The organism is Rhodovulum sulfidophilum DSM 1374, from assembly GCF_001633165.1.
Classification (GTDB): Bacteria; Pseudomonadota; Alphaproteobacteria; order Rhodobacterales; family Rhodobacteraceae; genus Rhodovulum; species Rhodovulum sulfidophilum.
In genome coordinates this window covers 3608399-3624128 of the sequence record NZ_CP015418.1, presented here as the reverse complement: position 1 = coordinate 3624128, position 15730 = coordinate 3608399, and the positions used below count along the sequence as shown (strand labels likewise).

At 67.4% G+C, this 15730-nt stretch carries 17 protein-coding genes and 1 riboswitch; all 17 genes read left to right on the top strand.

Annotated elements, in window-relative coordinates:
- Window positions 1-70: 70 nt before the first annotated feature.
- Entirely contained in the window at window positions 71-1084 is a 1014-nt protein-coding gene (locus tag A6W98_RS16940; protein WP_042463538.1) for a PhoH family protein, read from the top strand.
- Window positions 1085-1150: 66 nt separating this feature from the next.
- A complete protein-coding gene (gene ybeY, locus A6W98_RS16935) occupies window positions 1151-1651 on the top strand; it encodes an rRNA maturation RNase YbeY (protein ID WP_042465319.1) in 501 nt (166 codons plus the stop codon).
- Window positions 1652-1688: 37 nt separating this feature from the next.
- Window positions 1689-2594: a hemolysin family protein gene (locus A6W98_RS16930; RefSeq protein WP_042463535.1), complete on the top strand. Its 906-nt coding sequence runs from the start codon at window positions 1689-1691 to the stop codon at window positions 2592-2594.
- A gap of 5 nt (window positions 2595-2599) precedes the next feature.
- Window positions 2600-4117, top strand: coding sequence for an apolipoprotein N-acyltransferase (lnt, locus tag A6W98_RS16925; protein ID WP_042463532.1), 1518 nt, complete (start codon window positions 2600-2602; stop codon window positions 4115-4117).
- 41 nt (window positions 4118-4158) lie between these two features.
- Window positions 4159-4207: riboswitch (SAM-SAH riboswitch) on the top strand.
- Between the two features lie 7 nt (window positions 4208-4214).
- Window positions 4215-5381: a methionine adenosyltransferase gene (metK, locus tag A6W98_RS16920; RefSeq protein WP_042463529.1), complete on the top strand. Its 1167-nt coding sequence runs from the start codon at window positions 4215-4217 to the stop codon at window positions 5379-5381.
- A gap of 140 nt (window positions 5382-5521) precedes the next feature.
- A complete protein-coding gene (gene trmB, locus A6W98_RS16915; RefSeq protein ID WP_042465318.1) occupies window positions 5522-6271 on the top strand; it encodes a tRNA (guanine(46)-N(7))-methyltransferase TrmB in 750 nt (249 codons plus the stop codon).
- A gap of 144 nt (window positions 6272-6415) precedes the next feature.
- Complete coding sequence (locus A6W98_RS16910) at window positions 6416-7474, top strand: amidohydrolase family protein (protein ID WP_042463527.1); 1059 nt, start codon at window positions 6416-6418, stop codon at window positions 7472-7474.
- Window positions 7475-7547: 73 nt separating this feature from the next.
- Entirely contained in the window at window positions 7548-8900 is a 1353-nt protein-coding gene (aroA, locus tag A6W98_RS16905) for a 3-phosphoshikimate 1-carboxyvinyltransferase (RefSeq protein WP_042463524.1), read from the top strand.
- A complete protein-coding gene (locus A6W98_RS16900) occupies window positions 8897-9289 on the top strand; it encodes a GFA family protein (RefSeq protein ID WP_042463521.1) in 393 nt (130 codons plus the stop codon). Before aroA ends, A6W98_RS16900 begins: the two co-directional genes overlap by 4 nt.
- Window positions 9286-9897: a (d)CMP kinase gene (gene cmk / locus A6W98_RS16895; protein ID WP_042463519.1), complete on the top strand. Its 612-nt coding sequence runs from the start codon at window positions 9286-9288 to the stop codon at window positions 9895-9897. The genes A6W98_RS16900 and cmk overlap by 4 nt, the downstream gene beginning before the upstream one ends.
- Window positions 9898-10299: 402 nt before the next feature.
- Window positions 10300-10521: a hypothetical protein gene (locus A6W98_RS16890; protein ID WP_042463516.1), complete on the top strand. Its 222-nt coding sequence runs from the start codon at window positions 10300-10302 to the stop codon at window positions 10519-10521.
- A gap of 272 nt (window positions 10522-10793) precedes the next feature.
- A complete protein-coding gene (rpsA, locus tag A6W98_RS16885; RefSeq protein ID WP_042463513.1) occupies window positions 10794-12476 on the top strand; it encodes a 30S ribosomal protein S1 in 1683 nt (560 codons plus the stop codon).
- Window positions 12477-12760: 284 nt separating this feature from the next.
- Window positions 12761-13042 carry an integration host factor subunit beta gene (gene ihfB, locus A6W98_RS16880; RefSeq protein WP_042463510.1) on the top strand — a complete coding sequence of 94 codons (282 nt, stop codon included), beginning with the start codon at window positions 12761-12763 and terminating at the stop codon, window positions 13040-13042.
- 15 nt (window positions 13043-13057) lie between these two features.
- Window positions 13058-13423 carry a lipopolysaccharide assembly protein LapA domain-containing protein gene (locus tag A6W98_RS16875; RefSeq protein WP_042463509.1) on the top strand — a complete coding sequence of 122 codons (366 nt, stop codon included), beginning with the start codon at window positions 13058-13060 and terminating at the stop codon, window positions 13421-13423.
- A 10-nt stretch (window positions 13424-13433) separates the two neighbouring features.
- A complete protein-coding gene (locus A6W98_RS16870) occupies window positions 13434-14090 on the top strand; it encodes a phosphoribosylanthranilate isomerase (protein ID WP_042463506.1) in 657 nt (218 codons plus the stop codon).
- On the top strand, window positions 14087-14437 hold the full coding sequence (locus tag A6W98_RS16865) for a hypothetical protein (RefSeq protein WP_042463501.1): 351 nt from the start codon (window positions 14087-14089) through the stop codon (window positions 14435-14437). The genes A6W98_RS16870 and A6W98_RS16865 overlap by 4 nt, the downstream gene beginning before the upstream one ends.
- 62 nt (window positions 14438-14499) lie before the next feature.
- The gene (gene trpB, locus A6W98_RS16860; protein WP_042463499.1) at window positions 14500-15729 is read left to right on the top strand and encodes a tryptophan synthase subunit beta; all 1230 of its coding nucleotides are present in this window, start codon (window positions 14500-14502) and stop codon (window positions 15727-15729) included.
- Window position 15730 lies beyond the last annotated feature (1 nt).

The following is a 15730-nucleotide window of genomic DNA, read 5'->3' as shown; positions in this document are numbered from 1 at the left end:
CAGCTATGGCTTGCGCCGCCCCCGGGGCGTTGGCACCATATCTGCGCAACCTAGACCGACGGAGTCTTTATTGGGCATCAGCGCTCTGACCCCCCCGCCGCAGACCGAGGACGTCCACGAGATGTTGCTCGAGTTTCCGGACAACCGCCTTCTGATCGACCTTTGCGGCGAATTCGACCGCAATCTGGCGCAGATCGAACACAAGCTTGGCGTGCATATCCCGCGGCGCGGCAATCGTCTTGCGATTGTCGGCGACCCCGAGGCGCGCGGGCAGGCGGCGATGGTCCTGCAACAGCTTTACGCCCGGCTCGAGACCGGCCAGCCGGTCGAGGCGGGCGATATCGACGGCGCGCTCCGGCTTGGCGAGGCCGCCGGCCCCGAGGCGGGGGCGGGCGATCAGCTCGAGATGTTCCAGGGCGGGCGCATCGAGATCCATACCCGCAAGAAGGTGGTCGAGCCGCGCACCGAGGCCCAGAAGGCCTATGTCCGGGCGCTGCAGGAGAACGAGCTTTGCTTCGGGATCGGTCCGGCCGGGACCGGCAAGACCTATATCGCGGTGGCGGTGGCGGTGAACATGTTCATCGGCGGCCATGTCGACCGCATCATCCTCAGCCGTCCCGCCGTCGAGGCGGGCGAGCGGCTGGGCTTTCTCCCCGGCGACATGAAGGAGAAGGTCGATCCCTACATGCAGCCGCTTTACGACGCGCTGCACGATTTCCTGCCGGGGCGCCAGCTGGCCAAGCTGATCGAGGAGAAGCGGATCGAGATCGCGCCCCTGGCCTTCATGCGCGGCCGGACGCTGGCCAATGCCTTCGTGGTGCTCGACGAGGCGCAGAACGCCACCACCATGCAGATGAAGATGTTCCTGACCCGTCTGGGCGAGGGCAGCCGCATGGTGATCACCGGCGACCGGTCCCAGGTTGATCTGCCGCGCGGGGTCTCGAGCGGGCTGGCCGATGCCGAACGGTTGCTGAAGCCGATCGACAACATCTCGTTCAGCTATTTCACGGCCAGGGACGTGGTGCGCCATCCGCTGGTGGCCCGGATCATCGAGGCCTATGACGCCGATGACGCGAAGACCTGAGCCGCGCGGTCGGGGCGCTTGGAAGGCCCTGTTGCGCGGCGCGGTTTCGCGGTAGATCCCGCGGCCATGACTATCGAGATTCTGTTCGAGGATGCGCGCTGGGCCGAGGCCGGGCTGGACCGGCTGGCCGAAACCGCCTGCCGCGAGACGCTGGCGCATCTGGGGTTCGATCCCGACGCGCATGAGATCAGCCTGCTGGCCTGCGACGATATGCGCATCGCCGGGCTCAATGCCAGCTTTCGCGGCAAATCCGCGCCGACCAATGTGCTGTCCTGGCCGACCGAGGATCTGGCCGCCGAGGCGGATGGCGATGCGCCGCTGCCGCCTGAGCCCGAAATCGAGGGCGCGCCTGTGGAACTGGGCGATATCGCCATCGCCTGGGAAACCTGCCTCCGCGAGGCGCGCGAGCAGGGCAAGCCGTTTAACGATCACGTAACCCATCTGATGGTACATGGCTGCCTGCATCTGTTGGGATATGACCATGTCCGGTCGCGGGACGCCGCCCTTATGGAAGGGATCGAGGTGGAAATACTTGCCAAGCTAGGTCTCACTGACCCATATGATTGAGACGGGTCAAAGTGCCCGGGAATTTCGGTAAGGATTGATGGGCGACGAGACGGACGGGTCGTCTAGGGCCGCGCAGGGCGCGCTAGACACCGACAATCTGGACAGCCGGGGCCTTCTGGGCCGGCTGGTAGCGGCGATCCTGCCTGCAGGCGCCGAGCATTCCGAAGAGGGCGGAGACCACGCTTTGGGCAACGGGATCGCGCGACCGGCGCTTACCCATGGCATTGGCAATCTCGCGAAGATGCGGGTCGAGGATGTTGCGGTTCCGAAGGCCGAGATCGACGCGGTGCCGCTCGATGTCTCGATGGAGGATCTGGTGCAGGTCTTCCGCGAGTCGGGGCTGACCCGGCTGCCGGTCTATGACGGCACGCTGGATTCGCCCGTGGGCATGGTGCATCTCAAGGATTTCGCGCTGCGCCACGGCTTCAACGGCAAGGACACGCCCTTCGTGCTGAAGGACATGATCCGCCCGCTGCTTTACGCGCCGCCCTCGATGCCGATCGGGGTGCTGTTGCAGAAGATGCAGAGCCAGCGGATGCACATGGCGCTGGTGATCGACGAATATGGCGGGGTCGACGGTCTGGTGACCATCGAGGACCTGATCGAGCAGGTCGTCGGCGAGATCGAGGACGAGCATGACATCGACGAGGGCTCGCTCTGGATCGTCGAGAAGCCCGGGGTCTACCTGGTGCAGGCCCGCGCGCCGCTCGACGCCTTCGAGGACGAGATCGGCATGCGGCTGCTCGATGCCGAGGAAGAGGAAGAGGTCGATTCGCTCGGCGGGCTGATCTTCATGATGATCGGCCGGGTGCCCGCGCGCGGCGAGGTGATCCGCCATGCCTCGGGCGCCGAGTTCGAGGTGGTCGATGCCGATCCGCGCCGGATCAAGCGGCTGCGGGTGCGTCTGCCCGAGGCGACCGCCGCCGCTGCGGCCACAGCCTGACCCGAATGCGGCCCGCTCGGTTCCGCCGGGTTTTCGCCCGGCCCGCCTGGCCCACCTGGGCGGCCTTCGGGCTGGGGCTGGGGCTTGCACTGGGCCAGGCCCCTTGGTCGCTCTGGCCGCTGGCGCTTTGCGCGCTGGCCGGCCTGATCTGGCTGGTCGCTCGGGGGGGCACGCCCGGCCGCTCGGCGCGGATCGCCTGGGCGGGTGGTGCGGGCCATTTCGCGCTGGCGTTGTCCTGGATTGTCGAGCCCTTTCTTGTCGATATCCGCCATGACGGCTGGATGGCACCCTTTGCGCTGATCCTGATGGCGGCCGGACTGGCGCTGTTCTGGGGCGCGGCCGGGGCCTTTGCCGGATGGGCGGGGCGGGGGCCGCGCGGCCGGGCGCTGGCCTTCGTTCTGGCGCTGTCTGCGGCGGAACTGGCGCGCGGCTATGTGCTGACCGGCTTTCCCTGGGCATTGCCGGGCCATGTCTGGATCGGGGCGCCGCAGATGCAGCTGGCGGCGCTGACCGGGCAATACGGACTGACCCTCGTCACGCTTCTGGTCGCGGCCCTGCCGGTCCTGCTGCCGGTCGGACCCGGCCGGAGCCTCGGCGCGGGGCTCGCGGTGGCGGCGGTGGCGGGGCTCGGGCTCTGGGGCTGGGCGCGCGAGGCGGCTCGGGTGCCGGCAGAGCCCGATCCGCCGCAGGTGCGTCTGATCCAGCCCAATGCGGCGCAACATCTGAAATGGCGGCGCGACATGATCCCGGTCTTCTGGGAGCGTCAGCTTGCCTATACCGCCGAGCCGGGCGACCCGCCGCCCGACCTGATCGTCTGGCCCGAAACCGCCGTGCCGTTCTGGCTCGAAAACGCCGGGGACGGGCTCGGGCAGATTGCCCGGGCGGCGGGCGGCGTGCCGGTCGCGGCGGGGATCCAGCGTTCAGACGGGCCCTTGGCCTATAACAGCCTCGCGGTGATCGGTGCGGGCGGGCGGCTTCTGGGGCTTTACGACAAGCATCACCTGGTGCCTTTCGGCGAGTATATTCCGGGGGCTTCACTGCTCGGGCGGTTCGGCATCCGGGGGCTCGCGGCGAATGACGTCTACGGCTATGCGCCGGGGCCGGGGCCGCGGCTGCTCGATCTCGGGGCGCGTCTCGGGCAGGCGCTGCCGCTGATCTGCTACGAGGCGGTGTTTCCGCAGGATCTGCGTGGAACCGCGCGGCCGCGCTGGATCCTGCAGGTGACCAATGACGCCTGGTTCGGGACCCGGACCGGCCCCTATCAGCATCTGGCGCTGGCCCGGCTGAGGGCGGTCGAGACCGGTCTGCCCTTCCTGCGCGCGGCCAATACCGGGGTCTCGGCGGTGATCGACGCTCGCGGCCGGGTGCTTGCCAGCCTGCCGCTGGGGCGCGCCGGTCAGATCACCGCGCCGTTGCCCCCGGCGCTGGATGAAACGCCCTATGCCCGGACCGGTGACGCGCCGGTCCTGATTCTGCTTTGTCTGGGATTGGCCTTTTTCGTCGCAACCCGCGCCATGAAATAGACATTGCGTCCTGAGATACCGGGGCGTAGACCCAAACGGTCGAACCGTCACAACGGCTTCCTGGCGTGGCGGGGATAGCATAACGGAGCGCCTTTCCATGACACGTCAAAACTATGTCTTCACCTCTGAATCCGTTTCGGAGGGTCATCCCGACAAGGTCTGCGACCGCATTTCCGACGCGGTTCTGGATGCCTTCCTCGCCGAGGAACCCAATGCCCGCGTCGCCTGCGAAACCTTCGCGACCTCGTCGCTGGTGGTGATCGGCGGTGAGGTCGGTCTTACGGACAAGGTCCGCCTGAAACAGCTTATGGGCTCGATCGGCGAGATCGCCCGCGAGTGCATCCGGGATATCGGCTACGAGCAGGACAAGTTCCACTGGAACACCTGCCATGTGCTGAACTTCCTGCATGAGCAATCCGCCCATATCGCGCAAGGCGTGGACAAGGACGGCGCTGGCGACCAGGGGATCATGTTCGGCTACGCCACCGACGAGACGCCCGAGCTGATGCCCGCGCCGATCCAGTACGCCCATGCGATCCTGCGCCGTCTGACCGAGGCGCGGAAATCCGGTGCCGAGCCCACGCTGAGGCCCGATGCCAAGTCGCAGCTGACCGTGCGCTACGAGCATGGCCGCCCGGTCGCGGTGGACTCGATCGTACTCTCGACCCAGCATGCGCGCGAGGACCAGAACTCGGACGACATCCGCGCCATCGTCGAGCCCTATATCCGCGAGGTCCTGCCCGAGGGCTGGCTGCATGAGGGGACCGAATGGTGGGTCAACCCCACCGGCACCTTCGTGATCGGCGGACCCGACGGCGATGCCGGGCTGACCGGCCGCAAGATCATCGTCGATACCTATGGCGGCGCGGCGCCCCATGGCGGCGGAGCCTTCTCGGGCAAGGACCCGACCAAGGTCGACCGCTCGGCCGCCTATGCGGCGCGCTACCTGGCCAAGAACGTGGTGGCGGCGGGGCTGGCCTCGAAATGCACGCTGCAGCTGTCCTATGCCATCGGCGTCGCCAAGCCGCTGTCGATCTATGTCGATGCCCATGGCACCGGCAAGGTGCCGGAGACCGAGATCGAGAAGGCCGTGGAGCAGGCGATGGATCTTACCCCGCGCGGCATCCGCGAGCATCTGGGGCTGAACCGTCCGATCTACGCGCGGACCGCGGCCTATGGCCATTTCGGCCGGGCACCCGAGGAGGATGGCGGTTTCTCCTGGGAACGCACCGATCTGGCCGAGGCGCTGAAGAAGCCGTTCTGAGACGGCGCCGGTGCCGGGCCTGTCCCGGCGCATCGGTCCGAGTTTCACGGGGGGCGCGCGCCGCAAGGTGCGCGCCCTTGCCGTGCCGCGGATGCGCTCGGCGCTTGACCGCGGGCCGGGCGCGGCCTATGGCGCGGCCGATGAGCGACGAGACCCGCAAGAGCCCCGACCATACCCCCGACACCGAAGGCGGAGCGCCCGCGCGCGCCTGGCGGAATTTCTATGGCCGGCGCCATGGCAAGACGCTCCGGCCGAGCCAGAAGGACTATCTCGACAGCGATCTGGCGGCGCTGGCGCCGGGGGCGGTGGACTGGGACGAGAATCCGGACCGTGTGCCGATCGATCTCGAGGCGCGCTTCGGCGGGCGCGAGGTCTGGCTGGAGGTGGGGTTTGGCGGCGGCGAGCATATGGTGCATCAGGCCGCGACCCATCGTGACGCCGCGATCATCGGCTGCGAGCCCTTCATCAACGGCGTCGCCATGCTGCTGGGCAAGATCCGCGCGGCCGGGGTCGACAATCTGGCGGTGCATCCGGGCGATGTGCGCGATCTCTTCGACGTGCTGCCCGAGGCCAGCATCTCGCGCGCCTTCCTCCTGTATCCCGATCCCTGGCCGAAGACGCGCCATCACCGGCGGCGCTTTGTCACGCCGGAATTCCTTGAGCCGCTGGCGCGGGTGCTGAAGCCGGGCAGCCAGTTCCGGGTTGCGACGGATATTCCCGATTATGTGCGCCAGACCCTGGTCGAGGTGCCGAAGGCCGGTTTCGACTGGCTGGCCGAGGGGGCCGAGGACTGGCGGCGGCCCTGGGGTGACTGGATCTCGACCCGATACGAGCAGAAGGCGCTGCGCGAGGGGCGGGTGCCGCATTATCTGACCTTCCGCCGGCGCTGAGCCGTTGCGCGCCCACGGCCCCGGGCAGCGCGCGCGGGGGCAAGGTCGCGTCAGGGTATTTGGACCAAGAAGAAGCCCGTAAGCGATCCGCGCGGGCGCTGGCAGGGGCCGGCGCCTTTTCCGGCGGACGCGGAAGGGGGCGTCATGTCCGATATCCGGATCACCAACTGCCACATCCATACCTTCACCGCCGCCCATGCGCCGCTTTGCTATCCGGCGCCGCCGGTGGCCGCGCTCCGGGCCTGGCCGGGGCTCTTGCGCGGCTTGCGCGGGGCGGCGCGGCTGCTGCCCTGGGAAGGGGCCCATGAGGCGCTGCTGCGGCTCGAGCATTTCTGCGACATCGGCTGCCGCGACAGCCAGCGCGCGGTGTTCCTGGAGGTGCTGCGGCACTATCCCGACAGCGCGCGTTTCGTGGTCTTGCCGATGGATCTGGCCTTTTGCGGCTACGGGCCGGTGGCGGTCGGGCTCGAGGCGCAGCAACGCGAGCTTTACGAGCTGAGCCGGGATCCGCAGGTCGGACATCGCGTCATCCCCTTCGCCACCATCCATCCCGACCGGCCGGGCGCGGTGGCCGAGCTTCGGCGCTGTCTCGACGAATACGGCTTTCGCGGCGTCAAGATCTACCCCCGGCTCGGCTATGCACCGAGCCACGAGATCCTGATGCGCGAGGTCTATCCGCTTTGTGTCGAACGTGGGCTTCCGGTCGTCTCGCATTGCTCGCGCGGCGGGGTCAGGAACCGGCGCTGGAGCCGGGCGCGGGCCGATGCGGTGACCGATCCCGTGGCGCATGTGCCGGTCCTGCGGGCCTTTCCCGACCTCAGGCTGTGTCTTGCGCATTTCGGTGGCGACCGCGACTGGCTGTCCTATCTGGGCGAGGGGCTCGACCCGCTCGATCCCGAGGCGCGGCGGCGGAACTGGGCGATCTCGATTGCCGACATGATCGAGAGCGGCGCCTATCCCAATCTTTTCACCGATATTTCCTACACGCTTTTCAGGTTTGCCGCCTGCATGCCGCTTTTGAAGCTGTTCCTCGAGCGCGAGCGGCTGGCCTCGCGCATCCTGTTCGGGTCGGATTTCTACATGACCCGGCAGCAGGACCTGTCGGAGAAGGCGGTCGCGATCCGGCTGCGGGCGGCCCTGGGCGAGGCGTCGTTCCGCCGGATCGCCGAGACCAACCCCGCGATCTGGCTGGGCGAGGCGTAAGGCAGGAGCCGAGGCTGGACGGCTCCTTCGCCATTGGGTAAGCCCCGGGGGACCAGTCCGAGGAGCTCCCCGCATGTCCGCCCATGGCGATCCGATCCCGATGACCGCCTGCCGTTCCGGCCCGCTGAAGGGCGAGGCCGTGGTGCCCGGCGACAAGTCGATCAGCCATCGCGCGCTGATCCTCGGCGCGCTTGCGGTCGGCGAGACCCGGATCTCGGGGCTGCTCGAGGGCCAGGACGTGCTCGATACCGCAAGGGCGATGCGGGCTTTCGGGGCCGAGGTGACCCATGAAGGGCCCGGGGCATGGACCGTTCAGGGCGTGGGCGTTGGCGGCTTCGCCGAGCCCCCGGATGTGATCGATTGCGGCAATTCCGGCACCGGGGTGCGGCTGATCATGGGGGCGATGGCGACCTCGCCCGTGACCGCGACCTTCACCGGCGATGCCTCGCTTCGGAAGCGGCCGATGGGGCGGGTGACCGAGCCGCTGGCGCTTTTCGGCACCCGCGCCTTCGGGCGGCAGGGCGGACGGCTGCCGATGACGCTGATCGGCGCGGCCGAGCCGGTGCCGGTGCGCTACGCCGTGCCGGTGCCCTCGGCGCAGGTCAAGTCGGCGGTGCTGCTGGCCGGGCTGAACGCCCCCGGCGAGACCGTGGTGATCGAGCGCGAGGCGACGCGCGACCATACCGAGCGGATGCTGGCGGGCTTCGGCGCGACGCTCAGGGTCGAGGACGGGGCCGAGGGCCGGGCCATCGTGCTGACCGGCCATCCCGAGCTTCGTCCTCAGACCATCGCGGTGCCGCGAGATCCCAGTTCGGCCGCCTTCCCGGTGGCGGCGGGGCTCATCGTCGAGGGCTCGGACGTGCTGGTGCCGGGGATCGGGCTGAACCCGACTAGGGCGGGGCTTTTCACCACCCTGCGCGAGATGGGCGCCGATTTGAGCTACGAGAACGCGCGCGAGGAGGGCGGCGAGCCGGTGGCCGATCTGCGCGCCCGGTTCTCGCCCGACATGACGGGGATCGAGGTGCCGCCCGAACGCGCGCCCTCGATGATCGACGAATACCCGATCCTTGCCGTGGTCGCGGCCTTTGCCGACGGCGCGACGGTGATGCGCGGCATCGGCGAGCTGCGGGTCAAGGAATGCGACCGGATCGCGGCGATGGTGACGGGGCTCCGGGCCTGCGGCGCCGAGGTCGAGGAGGGCGAGGACTGGATGATCGTCCATGGCCACGGCCCGGGCAGCCTGCCGGGGGATGCGACCTGCGCCACCCATCTGGATCACCGGATCGCGATGTCCTTCCTCTGCGCGGGGCTGGCGTCGCAACGGCCGGTCTCGATCGACGATGGCGGGCCGATCGCGACCTCCTTTCCGATCTTCGAGGGGCTCATGGCGGCTCTTGGTGCCGCGTTCGCGCGGGGGGCTGAATGACCGTGACGGGAAGCTGCCTTTGCGGCAGGGTCCGCTACCGGATCGACGGGCCGCTCAGCCCGGTTGTCGCCTGCCATTGCAGTCAGTGCCGCAAGGCCAGCGGCCATCATGTCGCCGCCACCACGGTTCTGCGCGACGATCTCGTCATCGAGGGCGAGGTGCTGTGGTATGCCTCTTCGGCCGGGGCGCAGCGCGGGTTCTGTCCGGTCTGCGGGTCGAATCTGTTCTGGGACGGCGGGCAAGACTATCTGGCGGTGTTCGCGGGCACGCTTGACGGCGATCCGGGGATCCGGATGGCGGCGCATATCTTCTGTGCCGACAAGGGCGCCTATTACGAGATCACGGACGGGCTGCCGCAGGCGCCGGGGCTGCCGGAGGATATTGCATGAGTTTCACGGTCGCCATTGACGGCCCTGCGGCGGCGGGCAAGGGCACGATCAGCCGTGCGGTCGCGGCGCATTTCGGCTTTGCCCATCTGGATACCGGGCTTCTGTACCGGGCGGTGGGGGCGCGGATGCTGGACGGGCTCGACCCGGTCGAGGCGGCGCGGACGCTCGAGCCATCGGTGCTCGGGCGCGGCGATCTGCGCGCGCCCGAGGTGGCCCAGGCCGCCAGCAAGGTCGCGGCGATCCCCGAGGTGCGCGCGGCGCTGGTCGATTTCCAGCGCGCCTTCGCGGCGCGGGCGGGCGGCGCGGTTCTGGACGGGCGCGACATCGGCACGGTGATCTGTCCCGAAGCGCCCGCGAAGCTTTTCGTCACCGCCTCGGACGAGGTGCGGGCCGAGCGGCGGTTTCTCGAGCTTCGCCAGAAGGGCGTCGAGACCAGCTTTGAGGAGGTGCTGGCCGAGATGCGCGAACGCGATGCCCGCGACAGCGCCCGCGCCACGGCACCGCTGCGCCCGGCCGAGGATGCCGTCATTCTCGACACCTCGCGGCTGAGCATCGAGGCGGCGGTCGGGGCCGCCATCGAGACGATCCGGACCCGCCACCCGGCCTGAGCGGTGCCGGGCCGCTGTGGCCCGAAGGCCGCAGTTCCGCCGATGGCGCCCTCCGGGGCTTGTCGATTCGGAATGCCGCTGCCATGGTTGCCGGGTCCGAAACACGCAAGCTCAGGGAGGCGTGACATGATCATCACCTATCGCGCATTCCGTTGGCGTTTCGGCAGCTATCTGGCTGGCTTGCGTGATATCGGCGCCGGCGCATCGAAGCGAGACCCCTCGCAGCGATGACCCGGCAGGCCTGATCCCTCAGGCCGCGGCCAGCGTCTTTCCAGACCAGCCCTTTCCGAACCAGCCACCGTCCTGACCCCGGCCGCGCTCCGTCGCGGTCACCGAGATCTTTCTTACCTCAGCATCAGGGCATGGACGCTCCCGCGCGGCGGGCGCGCCATGAAGCAAAGCATGAGCACCCTTCTTGACCGGCGGGCGGGCCGGATCGAGCCGCCAATCCCCGTCGCGGTCGTCATCGAACAGCATGGCGCCTGGCGCGTGCTGTTCGCGGCCATCGCCGCCTTGTTCGACGCGCGCGGACGGTCGGGCGAGCTCTGGCCGGGCGATCTCGACAACCATCTCAGGCGCGATATCGGCCTGCCGCCGCTGCCCGAGCCGCCACGCTGGAGGTAGGCGCCGGACGCGGTCGCCGTCCGGATTGCCCTCGCAGGATTGCCCTGTCCGGAATGCCCGGGCAGGGTCTGCCCCCCTTGCGGGGCGGGCCAAAACACTATAATTAGCGCGGGTCGAAAAGGCGAAAATGCCGGTGACGAAGGCGAGCAGGGGTCGGATATGTTCTCCGGCCCTCTTTGTTATACCGAACGACGCCCGCACTGACCAATCCAAGACCGGCGGAGACAACCGCCCGGCCAGAAAACAGATCGTAAAAGGAAACCTGAGACCACATGGCTCAAAGCGCATCCATGGAGGACTTCGAAGCCCTCCTCAACGAAAGCTTCGAAATCGACACGCCGTCCGAAGGCAGCGTTGTCCGCGGCAAGATCATCGCCATCGAGGCGGGTCAGGCCATCATCGACGTCGGCTACAAGATGGAAGGCCGCGTCGATCTGAAGGAATTCTCCAATCCGGGCGAATCCCCCGAAGTCACCGTCGGCGACGAGGTCGAGGTTTACCTGGATCGTGTCGAAAACGCCCGGGGCGAAGCCGTCATCAGCCGTGACAAGGCCCGCCGCGAAGAAGCCTGGGACCGTCTGGAAAAAGCCTATGCCGACGACCAGCGCGTCGAAGGCGCCATCTTCGGTCGCGTCAAGGGCGGCTTCACCGTCGATCTGGGCGGTGCCGTCGCGTTCCTGCCCGGCAGCCAGGTCGATGTGCGCCCGGTGCGCGATGCCGGCCCGCTGATGGGTCTGAAACAGCCCTTCCAGATCCTCAAGATGGATCGCCGCCGCGGCAATATCGTGGTGTCGCGCCGTGCCATCCTCGAAGAGTCCCGCGCCGAACAGCGCGCCGAGATCATCTCGAAACTCAACGAGGGCGATGCGGTCGACGGTGTGGTCAAGAACATCACCGAATACGGCGCCTTCGTGGATCTGGGCGGTGTCGACGGCCTGCTGCACGTCACCGACATGGCCTGGCGCCGCGTCAACCATCCATCGGAAATCCTGTCGATCGGCGAGACCGTCAAGGTTCAGGTCATCAAGATCAACAAGGAAACCCACCGTATCAGCCTCGGCATGAAACAGCTGCAGGCCGACCCGTGGGATACCGTGGAAGCCAAGTTCCCGCTGGGCACCGTCCACAAGGGCCGCGTGACCAACATCACCGATTACGGCGCCTTCGTCGAGCTGGAGCCGGGTGTCGAGGGGTTGGTTCACGTCTCGGAAATGTCCTGGACCAAGAAGAACGTGCATCCCGGCAAGATCGTCTCGACCAGCCAGGAAGTCGACGTCATGGTGCTGGAGATCGACACCGCCAAGCGCCGCGTGTCGCTGGGCCTGAAACAGACCATGCGCAACCCCTGGGAAGTCTTCTCGGAAACCCATCCGGTGGGGACCGAGGTCGAGGGCGAGGTCAAGAACATCACCGAATTCGGTCTGTTCATCGGTCTCGACAACGACATCGACGGCATGGTGCACCTCTCGGATCTCAGCTGGGATCAGCGTGGCGAAGAGGCGATCCAGCAATACCGCAAGGGCGACGTGGTCCGTGCCGTGGTCACCGAAGTGGACACCGACAAGGAGCGCATCTCGCTTTCGGTCAAGTCGCTCGACGGCGACCCCTTTGCCGAAGCCGTGGGCGGCGTGAAACGCGGCTCGATCATCACCGTCGCGGTGACCGCGATCGAGGATGGCGGCATCGAGGTGGAATACGAAGGCATGAAATCCTTCATCCGCCGCTCGGATCTGTCGCGTGAACGCTCCGAACAGCGCCCCGAGCGCTTCCAGGTCGGCGATCATATCGACGTGCGCGTGACCAATATCGACACCAAGACCCGTCGTCTGGGCCTGTCGATCAAGGCGCGCGAGATCGCCGAGGAGAAGGAAGCCGTGGAACAGTATGGCAGCTCGGATTCGGGCGCCTCGCTGGGCGACATCCTGGGCGCCGCGCTGAAAGGCGAAGACCGCTAAGACGGTCGCCCCAACCGATATGGAACGGCCCCGCAGGCTCTGCGGGGCCGTTCCTTTTTTGCGAATCGAAGCCGCTGAGTCGCGCATCCGCCCCGCGGCCCAACCCCTTTCCCCAAAGTCAATTCAGGATTGCTCGTCCCCAAGTTGCGGCTGCAGCTTGATTCAGGCGCTTTCACGCGTCTTTTCAATGGGTTTCTGTTTCGCAGCCACCGGTTTCGAGGCTATAGTCCGCAAGCCTCAGCTGCGCATAATCGGCGACGGCCTAGAACAGGGACAGATATCAGATGATCCGTTCGGAATTGATCCAGAAAATTGCAGAAGAGAACCCGCATCTTTATCAGCGGGACGTCGAGCGAATTGTGAATACCATCTTTGAAGAAGTCATCTCGGCAATGGCGCGGGGGGACCGGGTGGAACTTCGCGGTTTCGGGGCGTTCTCGGTCAAGAAACGCGACTCGCGGGTCGGGCGAAATCCGCGCACCGGCGAGTCTGTCGAGGTTGACGAGAAATGCGTGCCTTTCTTCAAGACCGGCAAGCTGCTACGTGATCGGCTTAACGGCAAATAACAATCGAGTCTCGCGATGCGCCTGATCCGCTACCTGTTTCTCGTTCTGCTCGCCATCTGCCTCGTGGTCGTGGCGACCGCCAATCTCGGCCCGGTCTCGGTGACGCTCTTGCCGAACGACCTGGCGACCTATTCCGGTTTCCAGGTCACGGCCGAGGTTCCGCTTTACGTCGTCGGCTTCGGCGGCATGCTGTTGGGCCTGCTGGTCGGGTTCTTCTGGGAATGGCTGCGCGAAAGCAAGCATCGCAGCGTGGCGTCGCGCCAGCGGCGCGAGGCTGCGCGGATGCAGCGCGAGCTTGACCGCCTGAAGGCCGACAAGCGCCGCAATGACGGCCATGACGAGGTGCTGGCCCTGATCGAGCAGAACGGAAGCACCCGGTAGGGGGCGGCCGATGTCGGACGCGATCCGGGTCAAGATCTGCGGGCTCACCTCGCCCGCCGCGGTCGATGCCGCGGCGCGGCTCGGTGCGTCCTATCTGGGGTTCGTCTTCTTCCCCGGATCGCCCCGCCACATCGATCCCGAGACGGCGCGCGGGCTTGCCTTCGCCGCGCCGCCCGGTCTTGCCAAGGTGGCGCTGACGGTCGATGCCGACGATGCCGCGCTGGATGCGCTGCTCGATCTCGTGCCGATCGACATGTTGCAGCTGCACGGGCGGGAAAGCCCCGAACGCGTGGCCGGGATCCGCGCCCGGTTCGGGCTGCCGGTGATGAAGGCGGTGGGCGTCGCGACCGAGGCCGATCTGCCCGCCCTGATCGATTATGCCCGGGTGGCCGACCAGATCCTCGTCGATGCCAAGCCGCCCGCGGAGGCCGCACTGCCGGGCGGCAACGGGCTGGCCTTCGACTGGCGGCTGATCGCCGGGCGGCGCTGGCCGGTTCCGTGGATGCTGGCGGGCGGTCTGACGCCTGCCAATGTGGCCGAGGCCATCGCGCTGACCGGCGCGCGCCAGGTCGATGTGTCCTCGGGCGTCGAGCGCGCGCCCGGGGTCAAGGACGAGGCCCTGATGGGGCGGTTCATCGCCGCTGCGGGCGGCAGGGAGAGACCATGAGAGGACTTCTGGGACTGATCGCGCTTCTGGCCGTTGCCGGGCTGGCGCTGGCCTTCACCAAGCCGACCGAGGCGGCTTTCGAGGCCGCGCTCGAGGCGCGTCTGCTCGACCGGATCGACCGCGCCGATCCCGAGGCCGAGGACAACCCGGCCAGCGCCGTGCTGCTGGCGACCTGCAAGCTCGGCCGCGCCCAATGCGCCGAGCTGATCGGCTCGATGATCTCGCTCGACTATGCCGACAAGGTGCTTTTCTCGCAGGCCGACGTGTCGCTGGGCGGGCGCAGCTACGGGGTCTGTTACGGGGCCGCGACACAGATCTTCTGCCGGGAAACCGCAAACCCGCGCTGACCCCTTGCCGCGGGCCTTCCGCGCCAGTAGGCAAGGGCGACTGACCCGCGCGGGAGGCTCTCATGCCCGATGATATCCTGAATTCCTTCAAGACCGGCCCCGACGAGAACGGCCGGTTCGGCATCTTTGGCGGCCGTTTCGTCTCGGAGACGCTGATGCCGCTGATCCTGGAGCTCGAGGCGCAATACGAACACGCCAAGACCGATGACAGCTTCTGGGCCGAGATGGACTTCCTGTGGAAGCATTATGTCGGCCGTCCCTCGCCCTTGTATTTCGCCGAGCGGCTGACCGAGCGGCTGGGCGGGGCCAAGGTCTATTTCAAGCGCGACGAACTGAACCATACCGGCGCCCACAAGATCAACAACGTGCTGGGCCAGATCATTCTGGCACGCCGCATGGGCAAGACCCGGATCATCGCCGAGACCGGCGCCGGTCAGCATGGCGTCGCGACCGCGACGGTCTGCGCCAAGTTCGGCCTGAAATGCGTGGTCTACATGGGGGCGACGGATGTCGAGCGGCAAAAGCCCAACGTTTTCCGCATGCGCCTCTTGGGCGCCGAGGTGGTGCCCGTCACCTCGGGCCGCGGCACGCTGAAGGATGCGATGAACGACGCGCTGCGCGATTGGGTGACCAATGTCCGCGACACCTTCTACTGCATCGGCACCGTGGCCGGGCCGCATCCCTATCCGGCCATGGTGCGCGACTTCCAGTCGATCATCGGCACCGAGGCCAAGGCCCAGATGCTCGAGGCCGAGGGCCGTCTGCCCGACACCCTCATCGCGGCCATCGGCGGCGGCTCGAACGCGATGGGGCTGTTCTACCCGTTCCTCGACGACAAGGAGGTGCGGATCATCGGCGTCGAGGCCGGCGGTCATGGGGTCGATCAGAAGATGGAGCATTGCGCCTCGCTGACCGGCGGACGTCCGGGTGTGCTGCATGGCAACCGCACCTATCTTCTGCAGGACGAGGACGGGCAGATCCTCGAGGGTCATTCGATCTCGGCCGGGCTCGATTATCCGGGCATCGGGCCGGAACATGCCTGGCTGCATGACACGGGGCGGGCCGAATATGTCTCGATCACCGATCGCGAGGCGCTGGCCGCGTTCCAGCTGTCCTGCGAGACCGAGGGCATCATCCCCGCGCTGGAACCCAGCCATGCGCTGGCCCATGTGATGAAGATCGCCCCCGAGCTGCCGGCCGATCATCTGATCTGCATGAACATGTGCGGCCGGGGCGACAAGGATATCTTTGCCGTGGCCCGGCATCTCGGCTTCGACATGGGCGAGGCCTGAG

What these genes read in the sequence shown, in the direction of transcription:
- ybeY (WP_042465319.1), top strand. Translation starts at nt 1,151, where the DNA reads ATGACTATCGAGATTCTGTTCGAGGATGCGCGCTGGGCCGAGGCCGGG.
- A6W98_RS16930 (WP_042463535.1), top strand. Translation starts at nt 1,689, where the DNA reads ATGGGCGACGAGACGGACGGGTCGTCTAGGGCCGCGCAGGGCGCGCTA.
- lnt (WP_042463532.1), top strand. Translation starts at nt 2,600, where the DNA reads ATGCGGCCCGCTCGGTTCCGCCGGGTTTTCGCCCGGCCCGCCTGGCCC.
- metK (WP_042463529.1), top strand. Translation starts at nt 4,215, where the DNA reads ATGACACGTCAAAACTATGTCTTCACCTCTGAATCCGTTTCGGAGGGT.
- trmB (WP_042465318.1), top strand. Translation starts at nt 5,522, where the DNA reads ATGAGCGACGAGACCCGCAAGAGCCCCGACCATACCCCCGACACCGAA.
- A6W98_RS16910 (WP_042463527.1), top strand. Translation starts at nt 6,416, where the DNA reads ATGTCCGATATCCGGATCACCAACTGCCACATCCATACCTTCACCGCC.
- aroA (WP_042463524.1), top strand. Translation starts at nt 7,548, where the DNA reads ATGTCCGCCCATGGCGATCCGATCCCGATGACCGCCTGCCGTTCCGGC.
- A6W98_RS16900 (WP_042463521.1), top strand. Translation starts at nt 8,897, where the DNA reads ATGACCGTGACGGGAAGCTGCCTTTGCGGCAGGGTCCGCTACCGGATC.
- cmk (WP_042463519.1), top strand. Translation starts at nt 9,286, where the DNA reads ATGAGTTTCACGGTCGCCATTGACGGCCCTGCGGCGGCGGGCAAGGGC.
- A6W98_RS16890 (WP_042463516.1), top strand. Translation starts at nt 10,300, where the DNA reads ATGAGCACCCTTCTTGACCGGCGGGCGGGCCGGATCGAGCCGCCAATC.
- rpsA (WP_042463513.1), top strand. Translation starts at nt 10,794, where the DNA reads ATGGCTCAAAGCGCATCCATGGAGGACTTCGAAGCCCTCCTCAACGAA.
- ihfB (WP_042463510.1), top strand. Translation starts at nt 12,761, where the DNA reads ATGATCCGTTCGGAATTGATCCAGAAAATTGCAGAAGAGAACCCGCAT.
- A6W98_RS16875 (WP_042463509.1), top strand. Translation starts at nt 13,058, where the DNA reads ATGCGCCTGATCCGCTACCTGTTTCTCGTTCTGCTCGCCATCTGCCTC.
- A6W98_RS16870 (WP_042463506.1), top strand. Translation starts at nt 13,434, where the DNA reads ATGTCGGACGCGATCCGGGTCAAGATCTGCGGGCTCACCTCGCCCGCC.
- A6W98_RS16865 (WP_042463501.1), top strand. Translation starts at nt 14,087, where the DNA reads ATGAGAGGACTTCTGGGACTGATCGCGCTTCTGGCCGTTGCCGGGCTG.
- trpB (WP_042463499.1), top strand. Translation starts at nt 14,500, where the DNA reads ATGCCCGATGATATCCTGAATTCCTTCAAGACCGGCCCCGACGAGAAC.